This window comes from Methylobacterium sp. J-026, from assembly GCF_022829585.1.
GTDB lineage: Bacteria > Pseudomonadota > Alphaproteobacteria > Rhizobiales > Beijerinckiaceae > Methylobacterium.
On record NZ_JAKSYC010000272.1, the window covers coordinates 17636 to 42896 of the forward strand.

Annotated in this window: 24 protein-coding genes and 1 pseudogene; 8 read left to right on the plus strand and 17 right to left on the minus strand. The window is 71.6% G+C overall.

The features are described 5' to 3' along the window. Positions 1 to 19: 19 nt before the first annotated feature. The 3 genes from MKK69_RS23285 to MKK69_RS23295 form a co-directional block, all read right to left on the minus strand. Complete coding sequence (locus MKK69_RS23285; protein WP_243971799.1) at positions 20 to 565, minus strand: nucleotide exchange factor GrpE; 546 nt, start codon at positions 563 to 565, stop codon at positions 20 to 22. Then, on the minus strand, positions 562 to 2448 hold the full coding sequence (dnaK, locus tag MKK69_RS23290; RefSeq protein ID WP_243971801.1) for a molecular chaperone DnaK: 1887 nt from the start codon (positions 2446 to 2448) through the stop codon (positions 562 to 564). The genes MKK69_RS23285 and dnaK overlap by 4 nt, the downstream gene beginning before the upstream one ends. A 345-nt stretch (positions 2449 to 2793) precedes the next feature. After that, the gene (locus MKK69_RS23295) at positions 2794 to 3186 is read right to left on the minus strand and encodes a hypothetical protein (RefSeq protein ID WP_243971803.1); all 393 of its coding nucleotides are present in this window, start codon (positions 3184 to 3186) and stop codon (positions 2794 to 2796) included. A gap of 623 nt (positions 3187 to 3809) precedes the next feature. On the opposite strand from MKK69_RS23295, the gene MKK69_RS23300 reads away from it, so the two are divergent. Further along, entirely contained in the window at positions 3810 to 4460 is a 651-nt protein-coding gene (locus MKK69_RS23300) for a BON domain-containing protein (RefSeq protein ID WP_243971805.1), read from the plus strand. Positions 4461 to 4528: 68 nt separating this feature from the next. Next, positions 4529 to 4900, plus strand: coding sequence for a hypothetical protein (locus MKK69_RS23305; RefSeq protein WP_243971807.1), 372 nt, complete (start codon positions 4529 to 4531; stop codon positions 4898 to 4900). A gap of 52 nt (positions 4901 to 4952) precedes the next feature. Here the strand turns inward: MKK69_RS23305 and MKK69_RS23310 are convergent, their stop codons facing one another. The 12 genes and pseudogenes from MKK69_RS23310 to MKK69_RS23365 form a co-directional block, all read right to left on the minus strand. Beyond that, the gene (locus MKK69_RS23310) at positions 4953 to 5189 is read right to left on the minus strand and encodes a hypothetical protein (protein WP_243971809.1); all 237 of its coding nucleotides are present in this window, start codon (positions 5187 to 5189) and stop codon (positions 4953 to 4955) included. Continuing rightward, a complete protein-coding gene (locus tag MKK69_RS23315; protein ID WP_243971810.1) occupies positions 5186 to 6553 on the minus strand; it encodes a YeiH family protein in 1368 nt (455 codons plus the stop codon). Before MKK69_RS23315 ends, MKK69_RS23310 begins: the two co-directional genes overlap by 4 nt. 186 nt (positions 6554 to 6739) lie before the next feature. Continuing rightward, positions 6740 to 8026 carry a hypothetical protein gene (locus MKK69_RS23320; protein ID WP_243971812.1) on the minus strand — a complete coding sequence of 429 codons (1287 nt, stop codon included), beginning with the start codon at positions 8024 to 8026 and terminating at the stop codon, positions 6740 to 6742. Positions 8027 to 8081: 55 nt separating this feature from the next. After that, positions 8082 to 8369 (minus strand): hypothetical protein, encoded by a 288-nt coding sequence (locus MKK69_RS23325; RefSeq protein ID WP_243971814.1) that lies wholly within the window; start codon positions 8367 to 8369, stop codon positions 8082 to 8084. Between the two features lie 280 nt (positions 8370 to 8649). Continuing rightward, positions 8650 to 10024, minus strand: a pseudogene (locus MKK69_RS23330) (LLM class flavin-dependent oxidoreductase). Further along, complete coding sequence (locus MKK69_RS23335) at positions 10024 to 11262, minus strand: SfnB family sulfur acquisition oxidoreductase (RefSeq protein ID WP_243971816.1); 1239 nt, start codon at positions 11260 to 11262, stop codon at positions 10024 to 10026. The pseudogene MKK69_RS23330 and the gene MKK69_RS23335 overlap by 1 nt, the downstream one beginning before the upstream one ends. A gap of 5 nt (positions 11263 to 11267) precedes the next feature. Continuing rightward, positions 11268 to 12500, minus strand: coding sequence for an SfnB family sulfur acquisition oxidoreductase (locus MKK69_RS23340; RefSeq protein WP_243971818.1), 1233 nt, complete (start codon positions 12498 to 12500; stop codon positions 11268 to 11270). 71 nt (positions 12501 to 12571) lie between these two features. Further along, on the minus strand, positions 12572 to 13225 hold the full coding sequence (locus MKK69_RS23345; RefSeq protein WP_243971820.1) for a methionine ABC transporter permease: 654 nt from the start codon (positions 13223 to 13225) through the stop codon (positions 12572 to 12574). After that, positions 13206 to 14348 carry a methionine ABC transporter ATP-binding protein gene (locus MKK69_RS23350; RefSeq protein WP_243971822.1) on the minus strand — a complete coding sequence of 381 codons (1143 nt, stop codon included), beginning with the start codon at positions 14346 to 14348 and terminating at the stop codon, positions 13206 to 13208. Before MKK69_RS23350 ends, MKK69_RS23345 begins: the two co-directional genes overlap by 20 nt. After that, positions 14348 to 15148: a MetQ/NlpA family ABC transporter substrate-binding protein gene (locus tag MKK69_RS23355; protein ID WP_243971824.1), complete on the minus strand. Its 801-nt coding sequence runs from the start codon at positions 15146 to 15148 to the stop codon at positions 14348 to 14350. Before MKK69_RS23355 ends, MKK69_RS23350 begins: the two co-directional genes overlap by 1 nt. Next, a complete protein-coding gene (locus MKK69_RS23360; RefSeq protein ID WP_243971826.1) occupies positions 15145 to 16038 on the minus strand; it encodes a MetQ/NlpA family ABC transporter substrate-binding protein in 894 nt (297 codons plus the stop codon). The genes MKK69_RS23355 and MKK69_RS23360 overlap by 4 nt, the downstream gene beginning before the upstream one ends. Positions 16039 to 16520: 482 nt before the next feature. Beyond that, a complete protein-coding gene (locus MKK69_RS23365) occupies positions 16521 to 16763 on the minus strand; it encodes a hypothetical protein (RefSeq protein WP_243971828.1) in 243 nt (80 codons plus the stop codon). A gap of 247 nt (positions 16764 to 17010) precedes the next feature. On the opposite strand from MKK69_RS23365, the gene MKK69_RS23370 reads away from it, so the two are divergent. The 5 genes from MKK69_RS23370 to MKK69_RS23390 are packed head-to-tail and all read left to right on the plus strand — an operon-like array spanning position 17011 to position 22781. Continuing rightward, positions 17011 to 18018, plus strand: coding sequence for a hypothetical protein (locus MKK69_RS23370; RefSeq protein ID WP_243971830.1), 1008 nt, complete (start codon positions 17011 to 17013; stop codon positions 18016 to 18018). 54 nt (positions 18019 to 18072) lie between these two features. Beyond that, positions 18073 to 19671 carry an ABC transporter ATP-binding protein gene (locus MKK69_RS23375; protein ID WP_243971893.1) on the plus strand — a complete coding sequence of 533 codons (1599 nt, stop codon included), beginning with the start codon at positions 18073 to 18075 and terminating at the stop codon, positions 19669 to 19671. Positions 19672 to 19686: 15 nt separating this feature from the next. Further along, positions 19687 to 20763 carry an ABC transporter permease gene (locus tag MKK69_RS23380; RefSeq protein WP_243971832.1) on the plus strand — a complete coding sequence of 359 codons (1077 nt, stop codon included), beginning with the start codon at positions 19687 to 19689 and terminating at the stop codon, positions 20761 to 20763. After that, on the plus strand, positions 20760 to 21686 hold the full coding sequence (locus MKK69_RS23385) for an ABC transporter permease (protein WP_243971833.1): 927 nt from the start codon (positions 20760 to 20762) through the stop codon (positions 21684 to 21686). Before MKK69_RS23380 ends, MKK69_RS23385 begins: the two co-directional genes overlap by 4 nt. Positions 21687 to 21719: 33 nt before the next feature. Continuing rightward, complete coding sequence (locus MKK69_RS23390; RefSeq protein ID WP_243971835.1) at positions 21720 to 22781, plus strand: BMP family ABC transporter substrate-binding protein; 1062 nt, start codon at positions 21720 to 21722, stop codon at positions 22779 to 22781. A gap of 45 nt (positions 22782 to 22826) precedes the next feature. Here MKK69_RS23390 and MKK69_RS23395 read toward each other — a convergent pair whose 3' ends face one another. Next, positions 22827 to 23093 carry a hypothetical protein gene (locus tag MKK69_RS23395; protein ID WP_243971836.1) on the minus strand — a complete coding sequence of 89 codons (267 nt, stop codon included), beginning with the start codon at positions 23091 to 23093 and terminating at the stop codon, positions 22827 to 22829. A 229-nt stretch (positions 23094 to 23322) separates the two neighbouring features. Further along, positions 23323 to 23556, minus strand: a complete 234-nt coding sequence (locus tag MKK69_RS23400) for a hydroxyisourate hydrolase (RefSeq protein ID WP_243971838.1) — start codon at positions 23554 to 23556, stop codon at positions 23323 to 23325. Between the two features lie 280 nt (positions 23557 to 23836). On the opposite strand from MKK69_RS23400, the gene MKK69_RS23405 reads away from it, so the two are divergent. Beyond that, entirely contained in the window at positions 23837 to 25240 is a 1404-nt protein-coding gene (locus tag MKK69_RS23405; protein WP_243971840.1) for a nucleobase:cation symporter-2 family protein, read from the plus strand. Positions 25241 to 25261 lie beyond the last annotated feature (21 nt).

Sequence of the window (25261 nt, forward strand, 5' to 3'; positions counted from 1 at the left end):
CTGGACCGACCCAGGCCTGTCAGCCCGGCGTGCCGCCGCCGGATCGCACCTTGGCGACACTCACCCGGGCCGGTCTGAGGAGCCGGTCATGGAGGGTGAAGCCGTCCTCCATGACGTCGAGGACGATCCCCGGCGGGTGGATCGCATCCTCGATCTCGCGCATCGCCTCATGGGCCTTCGGATCGAAGGGCATCCCGAGGGCCGGGATCCGCTGGATGCCGAAGCGTTCGAGGGTGCCGGTCAGCATCCGCTCGGTCGCCCCGACGCCTTCGAGCAGGGACGCGTGGGCCGCCGGACCGACGCCCTGGCCGCTCATGGCCGCCGCGACCGCCCGGCCGAGGTTGTCGACGACCGGAAGAAGCGCGCCCGCGAGACCCTGGACGGCGAATTTCTTCGCCTCCTCGACACGCCGCTCGCCCCGCCGCCGGACGTTCTCGGACTCGGCGAGCGCCCGCATCAGGCGATCCTGCAGGGATGCGTTCTCGGCCTGGAGGGCCGCGAGATCCGCGGCCTCCGAAGCGGGCGACATGGCCTCGGTCGGGGGCTCCGCGATCGGGCCGGTCATGCCGCCGGCCGGTGGCGGGTGTCGCCGCCCGGCGCCTCCTCGAATTCCGCGTCGACGATCTCCGGGTCGGAAGACGGCGCCTTCGGTGCGGCCCCGGTCTCGCCCAGCCGGGACGCCGCCTGGATCAAGCGCTCGGTCGCCGTCCTGATGCGCGCGAGGTCGACGGCCTGGATCGCCGCCTTCGCGGCCGTGACCGCGGTCTCGACCTCGGCCTTCACATTGGCGGCCACATGGCCCTCAGCGTCCTTCAGGCTCTTCTCGGTGGTGTAGATCGCGACATCCGCCTGATTGCCGGCCTCGACCAGCTCCTTGCGCACCTTGTCGGCGCCGGCATGGGTCTCGGCCTCGCGCACGAGCCGCTGGATCGCCGCCTCGTCCAACCCGCCGGACGCCTCGATGCGGATCGTCTGCTCCTTCCCGCTCGCCTTGTCCTTGGCCGCGACGTTGACGATGCCGTTGGCGTCGATGTCGAAGGTCACCTCGATCTGCGGCTGGCCCCGGGGCGCCGGCGGGATGCCGACAAGGTCGAACTGGCCGAGCATCTTGTTGTCGGCCGCCATCTCGCGCTCGCCCTGGAACACCCGGATCGTCACCGCCGGCTGGGCGTCGGCGGCGGTCGAGAAGGTCTGGCTCCGCTTGGTCGGGATCGTGGTGTTGCGCTCGATCAGCCGGGTCAGCACGCCACCGAGGGTCTCGATGCCGAGGGAGAGCGGGGTGACGTCCAGCAGCAGCACGTCGCCGACGTCGCCCTGGAGAACGCCGGCCTGGATCGCCGCGCCGATGGCCACGACCTCGTCGGGGTTCACGCCCTTGTGCGGCTCGCGTCCGAACAGGGCCTGCACGGTCTCCTGCACCTTCGGCATCCGAGTCTGGCCGCCGACGAGGACGACCTCGTCGATCTGCGACACGTCGAGGTTCGCGTCCTTGAACGCCGCCCGGCACGGCGCCGTCGTCCGCTCGATCAGGTCGGCCACGAGGGCTTCGAGCTTGGCGCGGCTGAGCTTGATCGCGAGGTGCTTGGGCCCGTTCTGGTCGGCCGTGACGAAGGGCAGGTTCACCTCGGTCTGGGTGGCCGAGGACAGCTCGATCTTGGCCTTCTCGGCGGCGTCCTTGAGGCGCTGCAGCGCGAGGCGGTCCTTGCGCAGGTCGATGCCGCTCTCCTTGCGGAACTCGTCGACGAGATAGTCGACGATGCGGTTGTCGAAATCCTCGCCGCCCAGGAAGGTGTCCCCGTTGGTGGATTTCACCTCGAACACGCCGTCGCCGATCTCGAGGAACGAGACGTCGAACGTGCCGCCGCCGAGGTCGTAGACGCCGACCCTGCCGCTGCCCTTCTTGTCGAGCCCGTAGGCCAGAGCGGCCGCCGTGGGCTCGTTGATCATGCGCAGCACCTCCAGGCCGGCGATGCGGCCGGCATCCTTGGTGGCCTGGCGCTGCGCGTCGTTGAAATAGGCCGGCACGGTGATGACCGCCTTGGTCACCTTCTCGCCGAGGAAGGCCTCGGCGGTCTCCTTCATCTTGGTGAGGATGTAGGCGCTGATCTGGCTCGGGCTGTAGGTCTTGCCCCGCACCTCGACCCAGGCGTCGCCGTTGGGGCCGGGCACGATCGTGTAGCCGACCATGGCCTTGTCCTTCTCGGTCAGCGGGTCGTCGTAGCGGCGGCCGATCAGGCGCTTGATCGCCGAGATGGTGTTCTCCGGGTTGGTGATGCCCTGGCGCTTGGCCGGCTGCCCGACCAGCACCTCGCCGCCCTCCGTGAAGGCGACGATCGACGGCGTGGTCCTGCCGCCTTCCGCGTTCTCGATGACCTGCGCCTTCGCCCCGTCGAGGACGGCGACGCAGGAATTGGTGGTGCCGAGGTCGATGCCGATGGCCTTGGACATGGTGGTCTCCGCAGTGTCTGTGGTCAGGGATGCCGGTGCCGGCGCGTTTCGGCATGGGCGTCGAAGGTCTCGAAGGGTCAGGCTCGAAGGCCGGTCGGGGGAAGGCTTGAGCGGGGCCGTCGCGACGGCCGATCCGGCGGGGCGCGACCCATGTCGGTCGCGGCTTGCGCGGGGCCCGGAGACGGATGCGGAACCCGGCTCGCCGTGCGCGGGCCCGACACGCCAGCCCCGCCATCGTCCGCCCAGGTCTCGCGCTGGAATCGCTCGATGGGCGTCAGGCGCTCGGATGGGAATGTCATGTCCGGTCCTCCCTGCATCGTGCCGGGCCGCGGGCGGCGGCCGCTCTCAGCGCGCGGGAACCGGACCGATGCCGGCCGCCCCCGGCACCGCAGCGTCGGGGCCGCGGTCGGATTTCGGGGCGGTCAGGGCCCCGGTCGTGTCCGGAGCCGCTTCGCCGCAGGTACAAGCGAAGGTCTCATCACCGGCTTCGGAAACATCGTCCGGATCGGCCTGACGGTTCGAACCGCCGGGCGGGATCGAGCCCGCGGCGTCCGCACCCGGCGCCGTGATGCGGCAGGTGCAGTCCAGGGCCTGCTCATGGGCCGGCGCCGCGTTCCGCACCGAGCCGGGATTGTTCGCGCTGTTGACGGCATCGTCCGGCAGAGTGGCCTGAGCGAAACCGGACCCGGTGATCGCCGCTGCGAACACGACCGAAAGGATCAGAACGGACAGTCGCATCGGAGATTTCCTTCGTCCGATGGGGCTCACAAATCTGCATCCATCGCGACATATCTATGCATTTCATCGCAACGGAGGTCTTTGTCTTGGATCAAAGACGGTGGGAGCTCGTCCAATATTCTCAAGACCGCGCCTGAAGAGCGCGGTTTCTCGTGTCCACGGGCATCACGGTGGCGCGGGCGCGTCGAACGAGCGCTGGCAGGCAAGTTCTGGACAGCGAGACACTGCATGGCCCACGCCGACACCCCCCGCCACGGCCCGAAGGCCTATCTCGTCGGCGGCGGCCGTCTACCAGGGCAAGTTCGATCCCCGCATCCTGTTCAAGGCTTACCGGGCCCTGCACTATCGGCAGGCCACCGGGGTCTCCCGCGCGGATCTCGGCAGACCGGCGGCCTGAGCCGCACGGGCCGACGATCCTGACCCGGTCGGCGCGCCGGCGGTCGGGATGACGGCCGGATGCCCCGAGGCGTCGCGGCGGTTGCGGTGGATCAAGGACGTCACCGGTGCGGCTGCTTAGGGTCGCCGAATGCCGGGCCATCCCCCCCCCTCACGGCGCGGACGGCAAAGGAGCCTCCGCCGGGGGTTCAGGGTCATCCGCGCCCCGCATCGTCACGGAGACCACCATGTCCCACGACACAACCCTCCAGCACGCCGTCACGGCCGAACTCATCTGGGATCCCCAGGTGACCTCCTCCGAGATCGGCGTGACGGCCAAGGACGGGGTCGTCGCCCTGTCCGGCCAGGTCGGCACCTACGACGAGAAGATGGCCGCCGAGGCCGCCGCCCGCCGGATCCGGGGCGTGCAGGCGATCGTCCAGGAGATCGAGGTGACGGTGCCGTTCGCGCTGAAACGGTCCGACGCGGACATCGCGGCGACGGCCGTCGCCCGCCTCGCCTGGAACGTGGCCGTGCCGCCGGACTGCATCTCGGTGAAGGTCTCGAAGGGCGTCATCACCCTGACCGGGGAGGTCGACCAACACTTCCAGTCCAAGGCCGCCGAGCGGGAGCTTCGTCAGATCTCCGGCGTCGTGGCGGTGAACAACGACATCACCGTTCGGCCCCAGGTCGACGTCTCGGCGGTCAGCGACAACATCAGTGAGGCGCTGGATCGCTCGTGGCTGTTCGATCCGAAGACTGTGACCGTCACCGCCGACGGTGGGACCGTCCATCTCGGCGGGACCGTCCGCACGATGCAGGAGCGCCGCGCGGCGGTGGGGGCGGCCTGGGCCTCCCCGGGCACCACGGCCGTCGACAACCTCATCAGCGTCGTCTGACGGGCGCACCCCCTGCCGGATCGCACGTGCCGGCAGGGCGACCTTCGACCAGGACAGGGAAACCGACCATGACCAGACCCGATCACGAGCACGGCCAATCCTCGGATACCGGGGCCGGCGGCAGCGACGACGGACGCCGCATTGAGGGGGCTGCCGACGCGATCTTCGCGCGCGCCCAGGACGCGGTCCGCGACGTCGCCGACCGGGCCACGCACCTGGCGCAGGATAGCCTGGCCCGCGGACGGGCCGGTGTCAGGCGGGCCGAACAAGCGAGCCAGGGCGACCCGCTCAACGGACGCGCGCGCGGTGGGGCGTCGCCGCTGGCCACCGCGTTGGCCGTCGGGGCGATGGGCTATGCCATCGCGACCCTGATCCAGGGGGCTTCGCGCAAGCGTCGCCCCGCCCCCCGGACGGCGTTGCCGGCGGCCCCCGCGGCATAGGCGCCACGCCGTCGCGCCCGCGGGCGCGACGGCGGGCGTCAGGGCTTCGTCCTCACGCCGCGTGATCGGCGCAGGTTTCGCCAGCCGGAAGATACAAGCCCCGATGGCGGCACAGACCGTCGCTGCTCTTCACGGAGGCGAAGGCCGAGCTCATGGCGGCGAGGTTGCCGAACAGGCGCTCCAGCCTGTGCGGATCGGTCTCGAAATGCACGCAGGTCCCGCAGCGGCGCCCCTCGCGCGCGGCCCAGCGCAGGCCGGCCACTGTCCGCCGCCAGCGGGGGGCGCTCACTTCGCCAGCTCCGCCCAGTAGGTGCCGAAGACCAGGACCGACATCACGAAGCCGACGATGAGGTTCACCGCGACGCCGGCCGTGAAGGCGATCGCCGGCCGCCCGCCCGCCGGGGCGAAGTCGCGGAAGCGCGTCGTCAGCCCGATCGACAGGAAGCTGAACGTGAAGGCCCAGATCCGCAGGCTGGTGATGGGGGCGATCAGGGCCGGCTTCACCCGCGCGTTGTAATCCCCGAACGAGATCCCCCGCGTCACGGCGGTGACCAGGAGCGAGGCGATCAGGAACCCGACCACGAATTTCGGGAAGCGCCACCAGATCTGGCCGACCTCCACCGGGCCTGTCGTGCCCTCGCGCTCCCAGTAGGTCACCGAGATGATCGACAGGACGAGGGCCCAGATGCCGATCCAGACATCGCGCCCGACCACCTTGATCAGCGTATAGGCCCAGACAGCCTGATCGGCCGTGCCGGCGATGCCCGTCGCCGGACCGGCGAGGCCGCCATAGGCCTGCGCCGCGGCGAAGCCCGCCGCATCGGCGAATTCCGAGGTGCCGATCCACGCCCCCCCGACCCCGGCCGGGAGGCCCAGAGCCCGGGACACCAGCGGCAGCAGGAAGATCAGCACGATCGCCCAGAGCACGACGAGCGTGATCGCGATCGGCGGATCCTCCTTGCGGGCGCGCACGGCCCCGGCGACGGCGATCGCCGCCGAGACGCCGCAGACCGCGCCGCCGGCCCCCAGCGTCGCGGCCAGCCGATGGTCGAGGCCGAGCCTGCGCGCCACGAAGAAGATGACCAGGAAGGTCAGGATCGAGACGATCGACGCCTGCAGGATCGCCACCGGGCCCGCCCAGAGGATCAGCGTGAACGGCAGCGTCGCGCCGAGCAGGACGATGCCGAGCTTCACGTAGAACTCGACGCGGAACGCCGCAGACAGGGCGGCCGGCAGGCCGGTCGTGTTGGCGATCACCAGCCCGACGAAGAGGGCGATCAGCGGTGGTTCGAGGTTGTAGGTCTGCGCCTTGTCCCAGGCGCCGAGGGTGAAGATCGCGAAGGACAGGAGATAGACCAGCACGAAGGAGGCCAGGAAGGCCCCCGGGCGCAGGCCGATGACGGCGAGGGCGATCGTGAAGACGGCGGCGAAGGCCACGAACTGGACGGCGTAGCGGACGGCATCGGCCGCAAGCTGCGCCCGGAGTTGATCCAGCGTCGACCATTTGGCCGGCGCCGCGGCGATCCAGCCGATGCTGGTTCCCTGGGCGAACGCCGCGTAGGCGATCAGCACGGTGGCCAGGCCGACCCAGACGGCCCACCAATCCTCCTTGCGCCACAACTCGTTCCACCCGCCCCCGTGTTTCGAGGACACCGGCTCGGTTGCGGCCGGTATCGCAGCGTCCCCACCCATCTCGACCCTTTCACACATCCAGCGCCCGAGACCCCGTGCCCGGCCGGACCGGCCGCGCATCCCGCCGCCACGTCGGCACTGAGGGAGACCCCCCGGGCGCACTGTCTCGACTGCGCGTTGCGGTATGCCCGTCCACGGCGCGGGACGCTACGGCCCCGCGGCGTTGGCGAGCGCCTGCTGCGGCTCGGCGAGGAACAGGGACCGCAGCCGCGCCGCCGATTCGGGAGGCGGCAGCGCGAGGGCGCGCGTCGCATCGGCGATCCGGGCCTCGCAATCCTGCGATCGGGCGACGCTCGGAACCGTGACACCCGGGCTCGTGACCGCCGGGATCGTGGCGGGGACCACCCCTTGGCCCGGGGCCGCCCCTTGGCCCGGCAGCGCCCCTTGGCCCGGCACCGACCCCTGCGTCCGGGCGAGGAGCGGCGCGAGCCCGAACCCGGAGGGTCCCTCGGCGCGGAGCCGCGCGTCGAGCGTCACGAGATCGCCGGCCAGGAGCGCCGTGCAGGTGGCCGCGCCCCGCGTGCCGGTGATCCGCATCATCGCCAGCACCCGGCGCCCCAGCGCCCGGACGACCCCGTCGTCGGCCGCTCGGAAGCGCCGCCGCAGATAGGCGCCGGCCAGCCGGCTCAGGCCCGCCCGCGCCTCCGCCTCCGGCCGCCCGGCCGCGTAGCTGTCCCGGTACCACCGGGCGATGGGATCGAGGCCCGCCGCCCCGGCCTGCCGCAGGATCGGCAGGGCCCGCAGGATCGCCGCGCGGGCCCCGGCCTCGCTCGGATCCGCGTCGAGGGTGGAATCGGGGAAGCGGTCGGGGCCGACGACCTCGGTCACGACGCCGGCCGCGCGGAGTTCCGCCGCCGCGGGCATCCAGATCCCGGCCGGCGGCACCGCCAGGGCCCGCGCCACGAAGGCCCGCGGCAGGCCGGCGGCGCGGTAGGCCGCCCGCTCCGGCGCGGAATCGACCGGGTGCATCCGGCCATGGGCGCCGATCTCGTAGGGCGCGTGGAAGCCGAGCCGGCCGCCGACCGCGAGGGAGCGCGCCCGCCCGCGGACGAAGATCAGCGTGCAGGCCGAGGCGCAGGCATCGGGCACGTAGGTGGCGAGCCCGCGCGCCGCCACGAGCGCCCCGATCGCCGCGCCCTCCTCGACCAGCCCGCCGTCGCTGGTGAGGTGGAGGCGCGCGATCTGCGGATGCGCGGCGAGGATCTCGGCGACCCGCGCGGCCACGCCCTCCGTAAGGTCGCCGGCGAGGCGCAGGTCCCGGCCATCCGGTCCGACCGTGAGCCGGGCCGGGATCTCCGGCCCGTCCGCCGCGGCGGACGCGCGGCGATTCGTCGACAGGGGCCCGGCGACAACCGGGCCGGCGGCGAGCGCCAGGGCGAGGACGCAAGCCGCCCTCCCCGTCCGGCGCCGCCACCCGCGGGGGATGACCGACATGACAGGTTTCCATCGTTCGGGAGCGGGATTGCCGGCGCGGCCGGCCGCGGCGCGTCTACTGGAGGTAGGCGACGAACATCTCGGCGACGGCCCGGGACGCGTAATCCTCCGGGCTCTCGCCCCGGCGGACCGGAAAGGCCTCCGCCACCCGGCGGCCGGCGAGGATCCGGGCCACCTCGTCGGGCATCAGGCCGTCATCGAAGGCGGTCGCGAGGGCGGCGCGTTCGTAGGCGGGATGGGAGCGGACGCTCCGGTACAGGGTTCGGCCGAGGGACGCGGCCGGTTCGGCCTGCGCGGCGCTCAAGTCAGATCGGGTGTTCCGGGTCGTCTCATAGGTCTGCATCGCTGGTCGCCTTCCGTGCCTGATGTCGTGCGCTCTCCGCCTCCTGGACGCGGCAACACGGCAGACACGGCACAGTCGTCAGGGCGATCCGATCCTTGCTGGCGACCACGGCACACCTCATTCGGCGCTGCGTCGACTTCGCGTCGACACCGTCAATCTAGATGCCGATGCCGAGAATGTGCTGCCAAATCGGCGATAACCTGCAGCGCAGGTTGTTCGCCGAAGGCCCATCCCGGAGCATAAGATGCGGTCCGGCCGGGGCCTGAACCCGCCCTCCGGCTCACCCGCGGCCGACGGCCCGGCGGCGAGCGGTCTGGGCGGGGTGGCGTTCGGGCAGCCGGTCGCCCTCCCCGAACAGCTTGTTCCGGTACGACCCGTCCGCATACGCGGTCTTGTAGAGCCCCCGATCCTGCAATTCCGGGATCACGATGTCGATGAAGTCGGAGAAGCTCTCCGGGGCGACGATGCGGCTGAGGTTGAACCCGTCGACCTCGCCCTCCTCGATCCAGGCCTGAAGCTCGTCGGCGATCGACACCGCGTCGCCCGCCAGCACCGCGTAGCGCCCGCCGAGATCCAGCTCCCCCAGGAGGTCGCGCTTGGTCAGGCCGCGCTTGGCGGCGGCCGCGGTGGCGGACTGGATGGCGTTGCCCGGGCCGTAGGGGATCGGCTCGTCGAGGCCGTAGCGCGCGAAATCGATCCCCGTGGACGCGGAGAAATGCGCCAGGCCCGCCTCCGGGTTGGCGTAGCGCCGGTACTCGGCGCGTTTCTCCGCGGCCTCGGCCCGGCTCCGGCCCGGGATGACCGCGAGGCCGACGAACACCTTGATGTCGTCCGGCCGGCGCCCCGCCGCCACCGCCTCGGCCCGGAGCGCGCGCACGGCCTCCCGGGCGGCGCCCCGGTCGCGGGCGGAGATGAACACGCATTCGGCATGGCGCCCCGCGAAGGCCTGACCGCGGCCCGAGGCGCCCGCCTGGTAGAGGACCGGGGTCCGCTGCACCGACGGCTCGGACAGGTGATAGCCCTCGACATCGAAGAACTCGCCGTGGTGCGAGACCGGCCGGATATGGGCCGGATCGCTGAACACCCGGGCCTCCCCGGTCCCGGCGCACGGCCGCGTCGTCCCAGCTGCCCTCCCAGAGCTTGTAGAGCACTTCGAGATACTCGTCGGCGTAGTCGTAGCGCCGGTCATGGGCGGGCAGACTGCCGCCGCTCTGGCCGCGATGGGCGCTGTCGAGATAGCCGGTGACGATGTTCCAGCCGATCCGGCCGCCGGTCAGGTGATCGAGGGTCGAGAGGCGCCGGGCGAAGGTGTAGGGCGCCTCGGTATGGACGTTGACCGTCACGCCGAAGCCGAGATGCGCGGTCACCGCCGCCATGGCGGGCACCAGCAGGCTCGGATCGTTGACCGGGAGTTGCACCGCCTCCCGGGCTGTGACGGCGATGCCGCCGCCGTAGATGTCGTAGACGCCGCTGATGTCGGCGATGAACAGGCCGTCGAACAGGCCGCGCTCCAGCAGCTTCGCCTGGTCGGTCCAGTACCGCAGGGTGTTGTACTCCGAGGATCGGTCGCGCGGATGGGTCCACAGGCCGTGGTTGATGTGGCCGACGCAGTTCATGGTGAACGCGTTCAGCCGGATCTGCTTTCTGGCGGCCATCAGAGGGCTCCGTGCCGGGGCGGCAGCCGGCCGTCGAGGTGGTAGGCGCCGATCCAATGGTATTTCCACCGCACCGGATCGTGCAGGGTGTGGGTGCGGACGTTGCGCCAGTAGCGGTCCAGCGCCTCGGCCCGGTCGGTGGCGGAGGTGCCGCCGAGTTCGAGCAGCGTGTTGGCGGCGCGCAGACCGGCCCGGTGGCTCGCGGCCCGGGCCTCCGCCACCGCCACGGAGGCCGCCGCGACGCTGTCCGCGTCGGGTTCGGCCTGCGCGGCATCGACGAAGCGGCCGGCCCGCTCCAGCAGGGCATCGGCGGCGGCGAGCCGCACCCGCACGTCGCCGAGCGCGTGGAGGGTCAGCGGATCCTCGCTGGCACGGGCGACGCCGGCATCGATCCAGGGCCGGGCCCGATCCCTGACAAAGGGCAGCGTCGCCGCGAAGGCGCCCTGGCCGATGCCGAGATCGATCCCGGCGTGCAGGATCTGCGCGAAGGGGCCGATGGCGGTGGGGCGGTCCATCGAGGCCTGGAACGGCACCACCCAGTCCGGCTCCACCCGAACGCGGTCGAACACGACCGAGCCCGAGCCGGTGAGCCGCTGGCCGAACCCGTCCCAATCGTCGACCAGCGTCACGCCGGGGGCGTCCCGGGGGATGAACACCAGATAGGCGACCGCCCTGCCCTCCTCCTCGGCATTGACCATCGTGGGGATGCGGTGGGCGAACAGCGAGCCGGTGCAGTAGTATTTGCGCCCCTCCACGAACCAGCCGGACGGATCGCGCACGAGCCGCGTGCGGCGGGTATGGTCCCGCGGGCCGATCTCGGCAAGCGCGTTGCCGAACCGCTCGCCGGCCAGGACCCGCCCGTAGAGGTCCCGCTTCTGCGCCGCGGTGCCGCCGTTGCGGAGCACCTCCAGGGCGTAAAAGTGGTTCTGCGGAATCTGGCCGATCGACCCGTCCGCCGCCGCGATGATCGCGATCACCTGCGCCACCGTGGCGGCGCTCACCCCGGGGCCGCCGTAGTCCCGGGGCACCGTGATCGCCCAGAGGCCGGTCCCGGTGAAGCGCTCGATCTCCGCGAAGGGTAGCGTCCGGTCGAGGTCGCGGGTGGCGGCATCGACGGCCAGGTCCTCGGCCAGCGCCCGGGCGGCCGCGAGGGCGGCGGCATCGTCGGCGAGGATTGGCACCCGGCGCGGCGGCTCGGGCAGCCGGGTGAAGGCGGATTCGTGCGCCTGAAGCGGCATGGCCCTCAGTTCCACTGGTGCCGGGCGGGCAGCGCGCCGTTCAGGGTGTAATCGCCCAGCAGGTGATACTTCCAGCGCACCGGATCGTGCAGCGTGTGCACCCGCGCATCGCGCCAGAAGCGGCCGAGATTGTCGCCCGCGCGGGTCGCCGCGGCGCCGGCGAGTTCCAGCAGGCGCTCGGAGGCCTCGAGGGCGACTTCGGTGGTCAGGATCTTGGCCTCGGCGACGGCGACGGAGGCCTCGGCCGAACTCTGCGCGGTGACGGGGGCGGCGGCGATGCGGTCCAGCGTCCGGCCGGCGCGGGCGAGTACCGCCTCGGCGGCGTGCAGGTCGACCGTCAGCCGCCCGACCTCCCCAAGAAGGTGCGGATCCTCGGCCACGCTCTCGGCGGTGAACGGAAAGGGCCGTGTCCGGGTCCGCAGGAACTCCAGGGCGGCTTCGGTCGCGCCCCGGGCGATCCCGGCATCGATCGCCGCCTGCACGAGCTGGGAGACCGGTCCGAACAGGGCCGGCCGCTCGGCCAGGGGCGCGAGGTCGAGGGTCAGGCCGTCCTCGATCGGCGCGTCCACGAACGCCACCGTGCCGCTGGCCGTGGTGCGCTGGCCAAAACCCTGCCAATCGTCCACGACCCGCACCCCCGGGGCGTCGCGGCGTGCCCAGACCAGGAGCGGCCGGCCGTCCGGGGCCACGGCGCGGGTCGGGATCCAATGGGCGAACAGGGCGCCGGTGGAATAGAAACGCCGGCCGGTGAGGCGGCTCCCCGCCGGCCCGGGCGCCAGCCGCGTCTCCACCTGGGTGATCGCCCTGCCGTTGCGCGACGGCCCGGCATTGCCGATCCGGTGGCCGTCGAGCACGGCGCCGTAGATCCGGGCCTGCTGCTCGGGGCTCGCCGCCGCCCGCACCAGGGCCAGCACGCCGAACTGGCTCTGCGGGATCTGGGCGGCCGAGCCGTCGGCGGCGGCCAGGATGGCGAACACCGCGGCCAGGGTCGTGTGCGCGACATCGGCGCCGCCATAGGCCCGCGGCACGGTGATGCCGCCCAGGCCGCTCGCCGTGAACGCCTCGATCTCCGCCCAGGGCAGGCGCCGGTCGCGGTCGCGGTCCGCGGCCCCGTCGGCGAAGCGCCGCGCGATGGTCCGGGCGATCGCGATCGCCTCCGCGTCCGAACGGATCCGGTGCGGGCGGGTCGGCGGCAGCGGGCGCCGGTCCTCGAAACCGTCGGCACGGTGCAGGGTCATGCGCGGATCACCTCGAACGGAACGGGGCGGCGCGACAGCCGCCGCGGGTGGCGCGCCCGGATGCGGGACGATCAGCGGGCGCGCAGGCGCCGGACCGCACGATCGCCCGCGAACTGCACCAGGCAGACCAGCGCGACCAGCACCGCGATCACCGCCGCCATCACGGTGGTGTCGAAGCGCTGGTAGCCGTACCGGATCGCGACATCGCCGAGGCCGCCGGCGCCGACCGCCCCGGCCATGGCGGAGGCGCCGATCATCGCGACCAGGGTGATGGTGAAGCCGCCCAGGATGCCCGGCAGGGCCTCGGGCAGGAGCACGTGGAGCAGGATATGCCGGCGCCGGCAGCCGATGGACTGCGCCGCCTCGATCAGCCCGCCATCGACCTCCCGCAGCGAGACCTCGGCGATCCGCGCGAAGAACGGCGTGGCGCTCACCGAGAGCGGGACGATCGCCGCCCAGATGCCGATGGTGGTGCCCGTCACCAACCGGGTGAACGGGATCAGCGCCACCAGCAGGACGATGAAGGGCACGGCGCGGAAGCCGTTGACGATCGTCCCGACCACCCGGTTGGCCTTCGGCGCCGGGAGGATGCCGCCGGGCTCCGAGGTGACCAGGAACAGCGCCAGCGGGATGCCGGCCAGCACCGCGATCCCGGCCGAGACACCGACCATGAAGAGCGTGTCGAGACATGCCTGCCCGAGGCGATCAATCATCTGCGGTGACATAGCCGATCCTCTCCACGGTTCCTCCGAGGGCGCGCAATCGATCCTCCGCGTCCGGCCCCGCCGCATCGAGGGCGATCAGCATCCGGCCGACCGCGTGGCCCTGGATCCGCTCGATGCCGGCCTGGAGCAGCCGGACGGGTCCGCCGGCGGCCGCCACGAGGGCCGACAGATCGGGGCCGGCCGGCCCGGCACAGGTGACCGCCAGGACCGTCGCGGCACCGGGGGTGAAGTGCGGCCGGAGCCGGGGCGCCAGATCCGCCGGCAGGCCCCGGCTCAGGGGTTCAAGGAGGGCCCGGGTCGTGGGATGTTCGGGGCCGCCGAACACCCGCCAGACCGGCCCCGTCTCGACGACCCGGCCCTTTTCCAGCACCACCACGTCGCTGCAGATCTCCCGGATCACGCTCATCTCGTGGGTGATCAGGATGATGGTGATCCCGAGCCGGCGGTTGATGTCGCGGAGCAGGTTCAGGATCGTCAGGGTCGTTTCCGGGTCGAGCGCGGAGGTCGCCTCGTCGCAGAGCAGGATGTCCGGGCGGCTGACGAGGGCGCGGGCGATGCCCACGCGCTGCTTCTGGCCGCCGGAGAGGCGCGACGGATAGGTCTCCGCCTTGCCCTCGAGCCCGACCAGGCGCAGCGCCTCCTGGACCCGCGCGGCGATCTCCGGCTTCGGCAGGCCGGCCGCCTTGAGCGGCAGCGCCACGTTCCCGTGCACCGTCTTGGCCGAGAGCAGGTTGAAATGCTGGAAGATCATGCCGACGCGGCGGCGCAGGGCGACCAGCCCGTCCGTGTCCAGCGCCGCGACCGGCTGGCCGTCGACCAGAACGCGGCCGGAGGTCGGCGCCTCCAGCCGGTTGACCGTGCGCAGCAGGCTCGACTTGCCGGCCCCCGACCGGCCGATGATTCCGAGGATCGCGCCCGCGGGCACGTCGAGGTCGACCCGATCGAGGGCCTGGACCGGGCCGGCGGCGGACAGGTAGGTCTTGGACACCGCCTCGAACCGCACGGTGCCGGCCGCCCGGGTCGCGATCGCCGACACGAGGGCGGGCGCGGCGGATGCGCCGGGCCGGTCCCGGGCGATCCAGCGGGCGGGGTCGCGGAGGCTGTCGAACGTGAGGCCGGCCATCAGTTCTGCCACGCCAGCACGTAGAGCTTGTCGCTGTTGGCGAAGGATTTGTGGATCTGCCGCTTCACCGCCTCCGAAGTCTGGAAGATCCGCACGAACCTGGCGATGGTCGGGTCGTCCTTGCGTGCCGCCTTGGTGACGAAGCTCACCGCGAAGAGCTTGTCCTCGATGCCCGTATAGATGAGGCCGCTGGTCGGATCGAAGCTGCCGGCGGCGACGATGAAGTGCGGATAGCCCTGCGCCAGATCGACATCGCCGGTGATGCGCGCGAGCTGGGGGCCCTCGACCTCGGTGAACCGGAGCTTCCTCGGGTTCTCGGTGATGTCATCGAGCGTGCCGAGGAAGCCGACCTGGTCCTTGAGCTTGATCAGCCCGGCCTTCTGGAGCAGCAGCAGGCCGCGGCCCTGGTTCACCGGATCGTTGGCGATCGCCACCGTGCCGCCCACCGGGATCGCCGCGAAGCTCGTGTGCTTCAGGGAATAGAGCCCGAGATTCTGCAGGATCCCGAGCCCGACGATCGCGAATTTGTAGCCCTTCTGCCGCTCGGCATTCTCCATGAAGGGGCGGTGCTGGAAGAAGTTCAGGTCGATATCGCCCGCGTCGAGCGCGACGTTGGGCGTCGTCCAGTCGCTGAACTCGATGACCTTGACGGTGATGCCCTGGGACTTGGCCTCGTCCGCGGCGACGTTGACCGCATCGGCATAGGCGCCCGGGACCACACCGACCGTGAGGGTCTCGGCCCGGGCGGCCATCGCGCCGAGCGACAGGAGGGCGGCGGCAAGGAGACGCGGGACTCTCATCGGGTCGAACTCTGGGATGGGGCGGCTTCGGGCAGCCAGGGCAGGGCGTAGAGGCTCGGGTTGTGGGCGAAGGACGCGTCGATCCGCGCCCGCACGGCCGGCGAGGTCTGATAGATCGCCACGAATTGCGCGATCTCGGGATCGTCGGCGCGGTCGGCCCGGGTCACGAACCGAATGGCGTAGGCGCGGTCGCCGATGCCGGAATAGATCAGGGCCTGGCCGGCGAAGTCTGCGCGACCGGCATTGACGAAGTGCGCCGGATACCCCTGCGCGAGATCGACATCCGAGACCGCGCGGACCAGTTGCGGCCCCGCGATCTCGACGAATCTGAGTTGTTTCGGATTGGCGACCACGTCGTCGAGCGTCGCCCTCGTGCCGGCCCCGTTCGTGAGGTTGATGAGCCCGGCGGATTCGAGGAGCGCGAGCCCCCGGCCCTGGTTCACCGGATCGTTCGCCACCGCCACCGTGGCCCCGTCCGGCAGGGCGGCGAGGCTCGCATGCCGCTCCGAGTACAGGCCGATATTGGGCACGATGCCGAGGGCGACGCTCCTGAGCGGAAAGCCGGTCTCTGCGACGGCGTTGTCGAGGAAGGCCTGGTGCTGGAAGTAGTTCACGTCGAGATCGCCGTTGGCGAGGGCGAGATTGGGCGTCGTCCAATCGGTGAATTCGACCACCTGCACATCGAGCTTGCGTGCCTTGGCCTCCGCCGCCGCGACGTGGATGGAATCGGCCAGGGATCCGGGCGTGACCTCGATCCGCACCCGGGCGAGGGCCGGCGCGGCGCCGAGGGCGAGCAGCAGCGCGGCCGCCAGGACGCGGCGTCTCCGGCGCGGCCGCCGGGGCGAACGGACGAGGCCGGCCTGTGGGTGGAGGATGGCGCGGGACTCCATGACGGCGTTCGACCTCGCGGGACCCCGTCGGGGGATCCCCGCAGTCCAGAGCGAATAGGACGGCCATTCATCGAACACCCCAGACGCCGATTCCCGGCCTCCGAAGTCTTCCGTGCGCGACGGCCGAGGGAAGATCGGATGGGATCGTGTCGGGACGATCGTTGCGACCGCGAGCGTTTGATCTCGCGTCGCAAACTAGACCAGAGTCGCGGGGCCGGGCATTCCAAAGATCTCTGAATCGCGATACAGACGACCTACCGCCGGCCTGACGGACAGAAGTTCTAGCCTGCCTCCGATCGGTGGCCCGGGCTCGCAGTCAGACCGTCGTCGGTCCGCGGTCCGCGGCCCCGGAATGGGGCGTCCCGCGGGAGGCCCGCTCGGCGCGCGCCTTCAGATGTCGTCCCACGCGATCGCGATGTTGCCGCCCTGAGACAAAGTCCCGCTCGACCGCTGCAAGCTGCGCGACGCCGGGAACCTGCCTTTCAAGACCGGATCCGCTTCGGGATCGCGCGGCCGCGGCAGGCGGCGCGGTATTGCTGGCGCGGCAGGCCGCGCATGTTGCGCCGGTCCGCCTCCTGCGTGCAGGCGGTCTTGCGGTCAGCCTTGCTCAGTTCCCGGGTGCCGGAGGACGGCACGTCGGTCGGCGCGGGGGCGGTGTAGCTTTGCGCGCCTGCCGCACCCGGGAGAGCAACGAGAAGGGCGAGCCCGAGATACAACCGGCGCATGATCGTCCCTGTGAACTAGAGCCAAGTCGAAGCAAGCGCCGCGCCAGGACGAAGACCAACGGGACGTGCAGGAACTCCGGTTCAGGTCCCGGATTCCGGCGCGGGATAGCGCAGCGGGTCACCTCCGCGGGTCCGGCATCTGTTGCACTTTTATAACGCGTGCGGCCGGCCGCGCTCTGGACCGGAGCGATGGCATATCGGTTGCGGCCGCTCGTCCGATGCTTTGCGAAGCCGGGGGACCGAGACGATGTTCAGGCGCGGGATCGCGGCTGCCTTGTTGCCAGCCCTGATGTTCGGGGCCGCGCATGCGGCAGACCCTGGAGCCGGCACATCGGCCAAGGCACCCGAGGCTGCCGCCGTAGCCGATGGGCCGTTCTTCCTCTTCGCCGACACGCAGGTCAGCTATCGCTACCAGTTCCCGACGGTCTCGCCCGGCGTCCAGATCCAGCGGGCGGACGGCAGCTTCGTCTCCCGGGAGGCGCCCAAGCAGATCCTCAACATCGCGCATGCCGATGCCTGGGCCTACGGCACCAACTTCTTCTCCCTCGACATCCTGAAATCGGGCTCGCAGTTCCCGGCGGGCACCACCAACCCGCCGGGCAGCGTCGCCGCGCCGGCCTTCTTCGAGAACGGCAATACCGAAGCCTACGGCCTGTACCGCGGCACCCTCAGCCTGAACGCGCTCACCGGCACCAGGGCGTTCACGTTTCCCGGGCTCGTGAAGGACGTGTCCCTCGCCTTCGGGTTCGACGCCAATGCACAGAACGACGCGTTCGGCTCGAAGAAGCGCGATATCGTCGGCGGCTTGAACTTCTCCTTCGACGTCGCGGCGGGCTTCCTCAATCTCAGCACGCACGTCTACAAGGAGTGGAACCGCAACGGCTTCAACCTCCAGCCGGATCGCGACCAGAGCTTCGACGCCGTTCCGGAATTCGAGTTCGTCTACAACTTCCCGCTGACGTTCACCGGGCTGCCGCTCAGCCTGACCGGGTTCAACAACATCGTTCTGCCCAAGGGCCGCGGCGTGCGCAACGTCGCGGACTTCTCGTACAACCCGCCGCGCGGTCTCGAGTTTCTCTCGCGCACGAACCTCGTGCTCGATCTCGGCAAGCTGATCTACGACCAGCCGAACAGGGTCGATGTCTTCATCGGCTTCCAGTACTGGCTGAACAAGTTCGGCAACCTGGAGACCGCGACCTTCAAGGGGACCGAGGAGAAGAGCTTCCTGGCGGGCTTCGCCTTCCACGTCCTCTGAGGCGCTGTCCCCGCATCGCGGAGGGTCTGGATGACGATCGCGGCGACTGAGCCGATGCCCGCCCCGGGCGATCCGAGGCCGCTGTTCGGCGCCTACGGCATCGTGAAGCGCTTCGGCGCCTTCACGGCCAACGACCGCATCGACCTCGAGATCCGGGCCGGCGAGATCCATGCCCTGCTCGGCGAGAACGGGGCCGGGAAATCCACGCTGATGAAGATCCTCTACGGCCTCCTGGAGCCGACGGCGGGCGTCGTCACGCATCGGGGCGAAGTGGTCCGGCTCAGGAACCCCGAGGCCGCCCGGCGGCTCGGCATCGGCATGGTGTTCCAGCACTTTTCCCTGTGCGCGAATCTGACGGTCGCCGAGAACATCGCCCTCGTGATGGGCAAGGGCCTCGGCCGCAGGGCGCTTGCCGACCGGATCGCGGCCCTCGGTCGGACCTACGGCCTGCACCTCGACCTGGATCGGCCGGTCTGGTCGCTGTCGGCGGGGGAGCGTCAGCGCATCGAGATCGTGCGCTGCCTGCTCCAAGATCCGAAGCTCGTCATCCTCGACGAGCCGACCTCGGTGCTCACCCCCGGCGAAGCCGAAAAGCTGTTCACGGTGCTGGAGCGCCTGCGGGACGAGGGCCGGGCGCTGCTCTACATCTCGCACCGGCTCGACGAGGTGCGCCGCCTCTGCGCCCGCGCCACGATTCTGCGCGGCGGCCGGGTCGTCGGCGCCTGCGACCCGCGTGCGGAGAGTGCCGGCTCCCTCGCCGCCCTGATGGTCGGCGCGCCGGTGCGCGCGCTGACGCGGGAGGCCGCCCCCGCACGGTCGGCGCCGGCGGGACCCGAGCGCCTGCGCCTCGACCGGCTGTCGCTGCCCGCCCCCGGCCTGCACGCCACCGGCCTGCGCGACATCTCGTTCAGTGTCCGCGGCGGCGAGATCCTCGGCATCGCCGGGATCGCGGGCAACGGCCAGTCCGAACTGTTCGCGGCGCTCTCGGGGGAGGCCCGGGCGCCGGAGGCCGGCGCCGTCCGCATCGACGGGACGCCCGCCGGCCGCCTCGACATCAACGCGCGGCGGCGTCTCGGGGCCGTCTTCGTGCCCGAGGAGCGCAACGGCCATGCCGCGGCGCCCGGCCTGAGCCTCTCGGAGAACGTCGTGCTCTCCCGGTACGCCACCGCGTCGCTGACGCGCTTCGGACTCGTGCGCCGGGGCGCGGCCCGGGCGCTGGCGGCCCGGGTGATCGCGGCGTTCGATGTGCGCAAGGCCGGCCCGGACCCGGCCGCCGGCACCCTGTCGGGGGGCAACCTGCAGAAGTTCGTGGTCGGACGCGAGATCCTGGGCGAGCCCGGGGTGCTCGTCGTCGATCAGCCGACCTGGGGCGTCGATGCGGCGGCGGCCGCGCGCATCCGCCAGGCGCTGATCGACCTCGCCGCGCGCGGGAGCGCCATCCTGATGATCAGTCAGGATCTCGACGAGCTGTTCGCGATCGCCGGCTCCATCGCGGTCCTCCAGGCCGGCACCCTGTCGCGGGCGGTGGCGCGCGCCGAGACCACCCGCGAGGCGGTGGGCCTGCTGATGGGCGGCTCCGGCGGCCCGCCCCCGGGCGGCCACACGGGCACACCGGCGGGCCGCAGCCGCGAAGGAGATTCCCATGCGACGTAGCCAAGCGACGTAGCCATGCGCCTTGACCTCGTGCCGCGCCCCGGCCGCGCGCCGCTCGCCGCCCTCCTCGCGCCGGCCCTGGCCTTCCTCGCCTCCGTGCTGCTCGGCGGCGTGGCCGTCGCCCTGCTCGGCGTCTCGCCGGCGGCGGCCTTCGCGGCCTACTTCATCGCGCCGCTGTCCGAGTTGTGGTCCCTGCAGGAGATCGCCGTGAAGGCCGCGCCGCTCGCCCTGATCGCGACGGGCCTGGCCTTCTGCTACCGGGCGAACCTGTGGAATATCGGTGCCGAGGGCCAGTTCGTGGTCGGCGGCCTCGCCGGCGGCTGCGTCGCCCTCGCCACCCAGGGCAGCGCGGGCTTCACCTTCTGGATCCTGCCGACGATGCTCGTCGCCGGCACCCTCGCCGGCATCGCCTACGCGATGATCCCGGCCGTGCTGAAGGTGCGGCTCGGCGTCTCCGAGATCCTGACCAGCCTGATGCTGGTCTACGTCGCGGAACTGCTCCTCGACTACATGGCCCGGGGCCCGTTGCGCGATCCGGCGGGATACAACTTCCCGCAGAGCGTCCCCTTCGATGCTGCGGCGCGCCTCCCCTACCTGATGGAGGGGGAGACCCTGCATGCGGGCGTGCTCATCGCCTTCGCTTCCGTCGTGCTGGCCACGATCGTCCTCGGGCGGACCCTGTTCGGGTTCGAGGTGCGGGTCGTCGGGGCGAGCCCCCGCGCCGCCCGGTTCGCCGGCTTCAGCGAGGCCCGCCTGACGCTCGCCGCCTTCGCGGTCTCGGGCGGGGCGGCGGGGCTCGCGGGGATCGCGGAAGTCGCGGGCCAGATCGGGCAGCTCCAGCCGACGATCTCGCCGGGCTACGGCTTCACGGCGATCATCGTCGCCTTCCTCGGCCGGCTCTCGCCCCCGGGCATCCTCGTCGCCGCCCTGGTGATCGCGCTGACGACGATTGGCGGCGAGGGCGCGCAGATCGACCTCCGGCTTCCCCTCGACCTGACGCGGGCCTTCCAGGGCGTGCTGCTCGCCTTCGTCCTGGGGGCGGATGTCCTTACCCGCTTCACGGTCCGCCTCGTCCCGGGAGGGGCCCGATGAGCCTCGACATGGTCCAGATGATCCTGGTCACGGTGCTGACGGCGGCGACCCCGCTGATCGTCGCCGCGATCGGCGAACTGGTGGTCGAGCGCGCGGGCGTGCTCAACCTCGGGGTCGAGGGCATGATGATCTGCGGGGCGGCCGTCGGCTTCGCCGCCGCGGTTGAGACCGGCTCGACCCTCCTGGGCGCCCTGGCCGGCGCCGGCGCCGGATTGGGCCTGGCGGCCCTGTTCGGGCTGCTGACCGTCGGGCTCGCGGCCAATCAGGTCGCCTCGGGTCTCGCGCTCACGATCCTCGGCCTCGGCCTGTCGGGACTCGTCGGCGCCCGGTATGTCGGCCTGAAGCGGGATCCCGCACCCCATCTCGACATCCCCGGCCTGAGCGACCTGCCGGGGATCGGCCGGCTCCTGTTCGGCCAGGACGCCTTCGTGTACGCGGGCCTGGCCCTGACCTGCGCCGTCTCGTGGTTCCTGTGGCGGACGCGGGCCGGCCTGATCCTGCGCGCGATCGGCGACGACCACACCGCCACCCACGCCCTCGGCCTGCCGGTGCGCAAGCTGCGCTTCCTGGCCGTGCTGTTCGGGGGCGCCTGTGCCGGGCTCGCCGGATCCTACCTGTCGCTGGCCTACACCCCCTTCTGGGCCCCGGCGATGACCGCGGGCCGCGGCTGGATCGCCCTGGCGCTCGTCGTCTTCGCCTCGTGGCGGCCGGCGCGGCTGGTGGCCGGGGCGATCCTGTTCGGGGGCGCCACGGTGCTGCAGCTCCACGCCCAGGCGGCGGGCATCGGCCTGCCCGGACAGCTACTCTCGGCGCTTCCCTACCTTGCGACGATCGTCGCCCTCGTCCTGCTGTCCCTCGGGCGGCGGCAGGGCGGATCGCTCGCACCCGCCGCCCTGGGGCGCGACTTCACCCCGCACCGCTAGCGGTGCCATCCACCGGAGAGGACACGAGCGACCATGCGACATTCCATCTGCGCCGGCCTCGGTGCGTTCCTGCTCCTGCTCGGCCCGGCGCGGGCCGCGGACAAGCTCAAGGTGGGCTTCGTCTACGTCGGGCCGGTGGCCGATTACGGCTACTCGTTCCAGCACGACCTCAGCCGCAAGGCCCTGGCCGAGGCCATGCCCGACACGGTCGAGACCACCTACCTGGAGAACGTGCCCGAGGCCGACAGCGAGCGGGCGATCGAGAAGCTCGCGCGCTCGGGGGTGGGCCTGATCTTCACCACGTCGTTCGGCTTCATGGAGCCGACCCTGAAGGTCGCCAGGAAATTCCCCGCGGTGAAGTTCGAGCACGCCACCGGGTACAAGCGCGCGGCCAACGTCTCGACCTACTCGGCCCGGTTCTACGAGGGTCGTTACGTCTGCGGGAAGATCGCCGCCAGGCTGTCGAAGACCGGGACGGTCGGCTACATCGCGTCCTTCCCGATCCCCGAGGTGGTGAGCGGCATCAACGCCTTCATGCTCGGCGCGCAGTCGGTCAACCCGAACGTGAAGGTGAAGATCGTCTGGGTGAACACGTGGTTCGACCCGGGCAAGGAGGCCGAGGCCGCCAAGGCCCTGCTGGCGCAGGGCGCCGACATCCTGACCCAGCACACCGATTCCGCCGCCCCGCTGCAGGAGGCCGAGAAGCAGGGCAAGCTCGCCTTCGGGCAATCCTCCGACCAGTACCGCTTCGCCCCGAAGGCGCAGCTCACCGCGATCGTCGACGACTGGAGCGGCTACGTGATCGGCGAGGCCAAGGCCGTGCGCGACGGCTCGTGGAAGAGCCACGACACCTGGGGCGGGATCAAGGACGGCCTGGTCGTGCTCGCCCCCTTCACCAACATGCCCGCCGACGTGAAGGCCATGGCCGAGGACACCGTGAAGGCGATCGCCGCCGGCACGGTTCATCCCTTCGCCGGTCCGGTGACGAAGAAGGACGGGACCGTCGCGGTCAAGGACGGCGAGACCGCCCCCGACCCGATAATCCTCGGCATGAACTGGTACGTGAAGGGCATCGACGACACGCTGCCCCAGTAGGGGGCCGCGGACCACCGACGCGGATCGGGATCGGGATCAGCGCCGTCAGCGGCTCGCGGGGGACCCGTAAGTGCCGGGCGGCGGCCCGGCGGGCTCCTCGACGGCGACCCCGCCGCGGCGCGGCGGCACCGCCACGGCATCACCCGACCGGATCGATTCGGCCTCGTTGCGCGGTCCGGCGATACCCTCCGTGCCGCCCGGTGCGGTGGATGGATCGCGCCCGGCCGGCGCAGTGTAGGATTGCGCCGCGGCGGCGCCGGCGGCGCCGAGAAGTCCGCAGAGCGCCAGTGTCAGGGTCGTCTTCGTTCGCATGGTCGCCTCGCGCCCGCTGCATCCTGCAATCGGGACGAATGGCGCAGCTGCGGGCTGGTTCCGCCGTTTCAGCGCCGGTGGCGCGGATGCCTATGAAAGAGGTGAAAATGGCGACGGCGGACGCCGCGACCGCGCAGGCCGCCCTCGAATCCGGCGCCCGGGCGGAAGATCCGCTTCCCGCCTGCGCCTGACATCTCGCCGGCGTCGCGGCCAACCCCGTGCCGCGGGCTCAGCTCCCCCGGTAGGTTTGGAAGCTCCACGGGGTCGCGGCCAGCGGCGGGTGGTAATGCGCCTCCGGCTCCGCCACACCGAAGCGCAGGGGCACGACGTCAAGGAAGGCCGGCCGCGGCAGGGCGAGACCGACCCGGCGGTGATAGTCGCCGAGGGCGAAGCGAAGCTCGTAGACCGCGATCGGGACCGGGCGTCCGCCGATCAGCGGCGGCCCGGGCGACCCACGGCGCATGCTCGAAGGCCGCGCCCAGGGCCGCGATGAAGTCGGGTTCCGGGAGGCCGTCGAGATCTGCGAGGGAAAACGTCATCGCGCCCGCACCGCCCCGGTCCCGTGCGGCCGCGACGCAGGCACCGGGCCAAGCGCCGGCGCTCGGGAATCGGCCGGCACGCGGGAGCGATGGCCAGGGCGGGGCCGGGACGCGGGGGTGGCATATGGCTTGCGCCTCCGCCCTCGTGGCGCATCGGGCCGCGCTCCGGCTGCCGGCCCGTAACGCCTCGGGGGAGTCTCCGCGATGTCGAGCGCCGTCCGGTCAGAGCCTTCCGCAGCCTCGGGTCCCGTCGCGCTCGGGCCGGCCACCGCCCCGGTGGGCGGGGTCGGCCCCCTCGCCCTCGGGCTCCTCGGCCTCCAGCACGTGCTGGTGATGTATGCGGGCGCGGTGGCGGTGCCGCTGATCGTCGGGCGGGCGCTGAAGCTGGCGCCGGAACAGGTGGCGATGCTGGTTAGCGCCGACCTGTTCGCCGGCGGCCTCGCCACCCTGGTCCAGAGCTGGGGCCTGCCCGGGATCGGCGTGCGCATGCCGGTGATGATGGGCGTCACCTTCGCGGCGGTCACGCCGATGATCGCCATGGGGAGCAATCCCGCGATCGGGCTCACCGGCATCTACGGCGCGGTGATCGCCGCGGGCCTGTTCGCGCTCCTCGTCGCGCCGCTGATCGGGCGGCTGCTGCCGCTGTTCCCGCCGGTGGTGACGGGCACCATCATCCTGGTGATCGGCATCTCGCTGATGCGGGTCGGCGTGAACTGGGCGGCCGGCGGGGTCGGCAACCCGGCCTACGGGGCGCCGGTCTACCTGGCGATCGCGGCCTTCGTCCTCTGCGTCATCCTGGCGATCACCCGATACGGCACCGGCTTCGTCAACGCGGCCTCGGTGCTGATCGGCATCGTCCTCGGCATGGTCGTGGCCGGCATGTTCGGGCTGGTCGACTTCGGCCACGTGGCCAGCGCGCCGTGGTTCGACGTGGTCCGCCCCTTCGCCTTCGGCTGGCCGAGCTTCGAGCCGGTCTCGGTGGTGACGCTGAGCATCGTGATGATCGTCGTGATGATCGAGTCGACCGGCATGTTCCTCGCGCTCAGCGAGATCTGCGCCGATCCGATCGACGCGGCGCGCCTGACCCGGGGCCTGCGCGGCGACGGCCTCGGCACGGTGATCGGCGGCATCTTCAACACCTTCCCGTACACCGCGTTCTCGCAGAATATCGGCCTCGTCGGGGTCACCGGCGTGCGCACGCGCTCCGTGGCGGTGATCGGCGGGATCATCATGCTGGGCCTCGGGCTGGTTCCCAAGCTCGCCGCCCTGGTCGAGGCCGTGCCGCAATGCGTCCTCGGGGGCGCGGGGCTGGTGATGTTCGGCATGGTCGGGGCGACCGGCACGCGCATCCTCGGCGCCGTCGATTTCGCCAGCAACCGCAACAACCTGTTCGTGGTCGCGGTCTCGGTGGGCTTCGGAATGATTCCCCTGGTGGCGCCGGGCTTCTTCCGGCAGATGCCCCAGGCGCTGCATCCGCTGCTCGAATCCGGCATCCTGCTCTGCGCGCTCTCGGCGGTGCTCCTGAACCTGTTCTTCAACGGGCTCGGCAGCACGGAGGAAGCCCGCGCGGCCGCCATCCGCCAAGCCAAGACCGCGGAGGCGCATTGAGATAGGCCTTCGGCCCCATTC

Coding starts and splice junctions, on each gene's coding strand:
- MKK69_RS23285 (WP_243971799.1), bottom strand. CDS start 565: ATGACCGGCCCGATCGCGGAGCCCCCGACCGAGGCCATGTCGCCCGCT.
- dnaK (WP_243971801.1), bottom strand. CDS start 2,448: ATGTCCAAGGCCATCGGCATCGACCTCGGCACCACCAATTCCTGCGTC.
- MKK69_RS23295 (WP_243971803.1), bottom strand. CDS start 3,186: ATGCGACTGTCCGTTCTGATCCTTTCGGTCGTGTTCGCAGCGGCGATC.
- MKK69_RS23300 (WP_243971805.1), top strand. CDS start 3,810: ATGTCCCACGACACAACCCTCCAGCACGCCGTCACGGCCGAACTCATC.
- MKK69_RS23305 (WP_243971807.1), top strand. CDS start 4,529: ATGACCAGACCCGATCACGAGCACGGCCAATCCTCGGATACCGGGGCC.
- MKK69_RS23320 (WP_243971812.1), bottom strand. CDS start 8,026: ATGTCGGTCATCCCCCGCGGGTGGCGGCGCCGGACGGGGAGGGCGGCT.
- MKK69_RS23325 (WP_243971814.1), bottom strand. CDS start 8,369: ATGCAGACCTATGAGACGACCCGGAACACCCGATCTGACTTGAGCGCC.
- MKK69_RS23335 (WP_243971816.1), bottom strand. CDS start 11,262: ATGCCGCTTCAGGCGCACGAATCCGCCTTCACCCGGCTGCCCGAGCCG.
- MKK69_RS23340 (WP_243971818.1), bottom strand. CDS start 12,500: ATGACCCTGCACCGTGCCGACGGTTTCGAGGACCGGCGCCCGCTGCCG.
- MKK69_RS23345 (WP_243971820.1), bottom strand. CDS start 13,225: ATGTCACCGCAGATGATTGATCGCCTCGGGCAGGCATGTCTCGACACG.
- MKK69_RS23350 (WP_243971822.1), bottom strand. CDS start 14,348: ATGGCCGGCCTCACGTTCGACAGCCTCCGCGACCCCGCCCGCTGGATC.
- MKK69_RS23355 (WP_243971824.1), bottom strand. CDS start 15,148: ATGAGAGTCCCGCGTCTCCTTGCCGCCGCCCTCCTGTCGCTCGGCGCG.
- MKK69_RS23360 (WP_243971826.1), bottom strand. CDS start 16,038: ATGGAGTCCCGCGCCATCCTCCACCCACAGGCCGGCCTCGTCCGTTCG.
- MKK69_RS23365 (WP_243971828.1), bottom strand. CDS start 16,763: ATGCGCCGGTTGTATCTCGGGCTCGCCCTTCTCGTTGCTCTCCCGGGT.
- MKK69_RS23370 (WP_243971830.1), top strand. CDS start 17,011: ATGTTCAGGCGCGGGATCGCGGCTGCCTTGTTGCCAGCCCTGATGTTC.
- MKK69_RS23375 (WP_243971893.1), top strand. CDS start 18,073: ATGCCCGCCCCGGGCGATCCGAGGCCGCTGTTCGGCGCCTACGGCATC.
- MKK69_RS23380 (WP_243971832.1), top strand. CDS start 19,687: ATGCGCCTTGACCTCGTGCCGCGCCCCGGCCGCGCGCCGCTCGCCGCC.
- MKK69_RS23385 (WP_243971833.1), top strand. CDS start 20,760: ATGAGCCTCGACATGGTCCAGATGATCCTGGTCACGGTGCTGACGGCG.
- MKK69_RS23390 (WP_243971835.1), top strand. CDS start 21,720: ATGCGACATTCCATCTGCGCCGGCCTCGGTGCGTTCCTGCTCCTGCTC.
- MKK69_RS23395 (WP_243971836.1), bottom strand. CDS start 23,093: ATGCGAACGAAGACGACCCTGACACTGGCGCTCTGCGGACTTCTCGGC.
- MKK69_RS23400 (WP_243971838.1), bottom strand. CDS start 23,556: ATGCGCCGTGGGTCGCCCGGGCCGCCGCTGATCGGCGGACGCCCGGTC.
- MKK69_RS23405 (WP_243971840.1), top strand. CDS start 23,837: ATGTCGAGCGCCGTCCGGTCAGAGCCTTCCGCAGCCTCGGGTCCCGTC.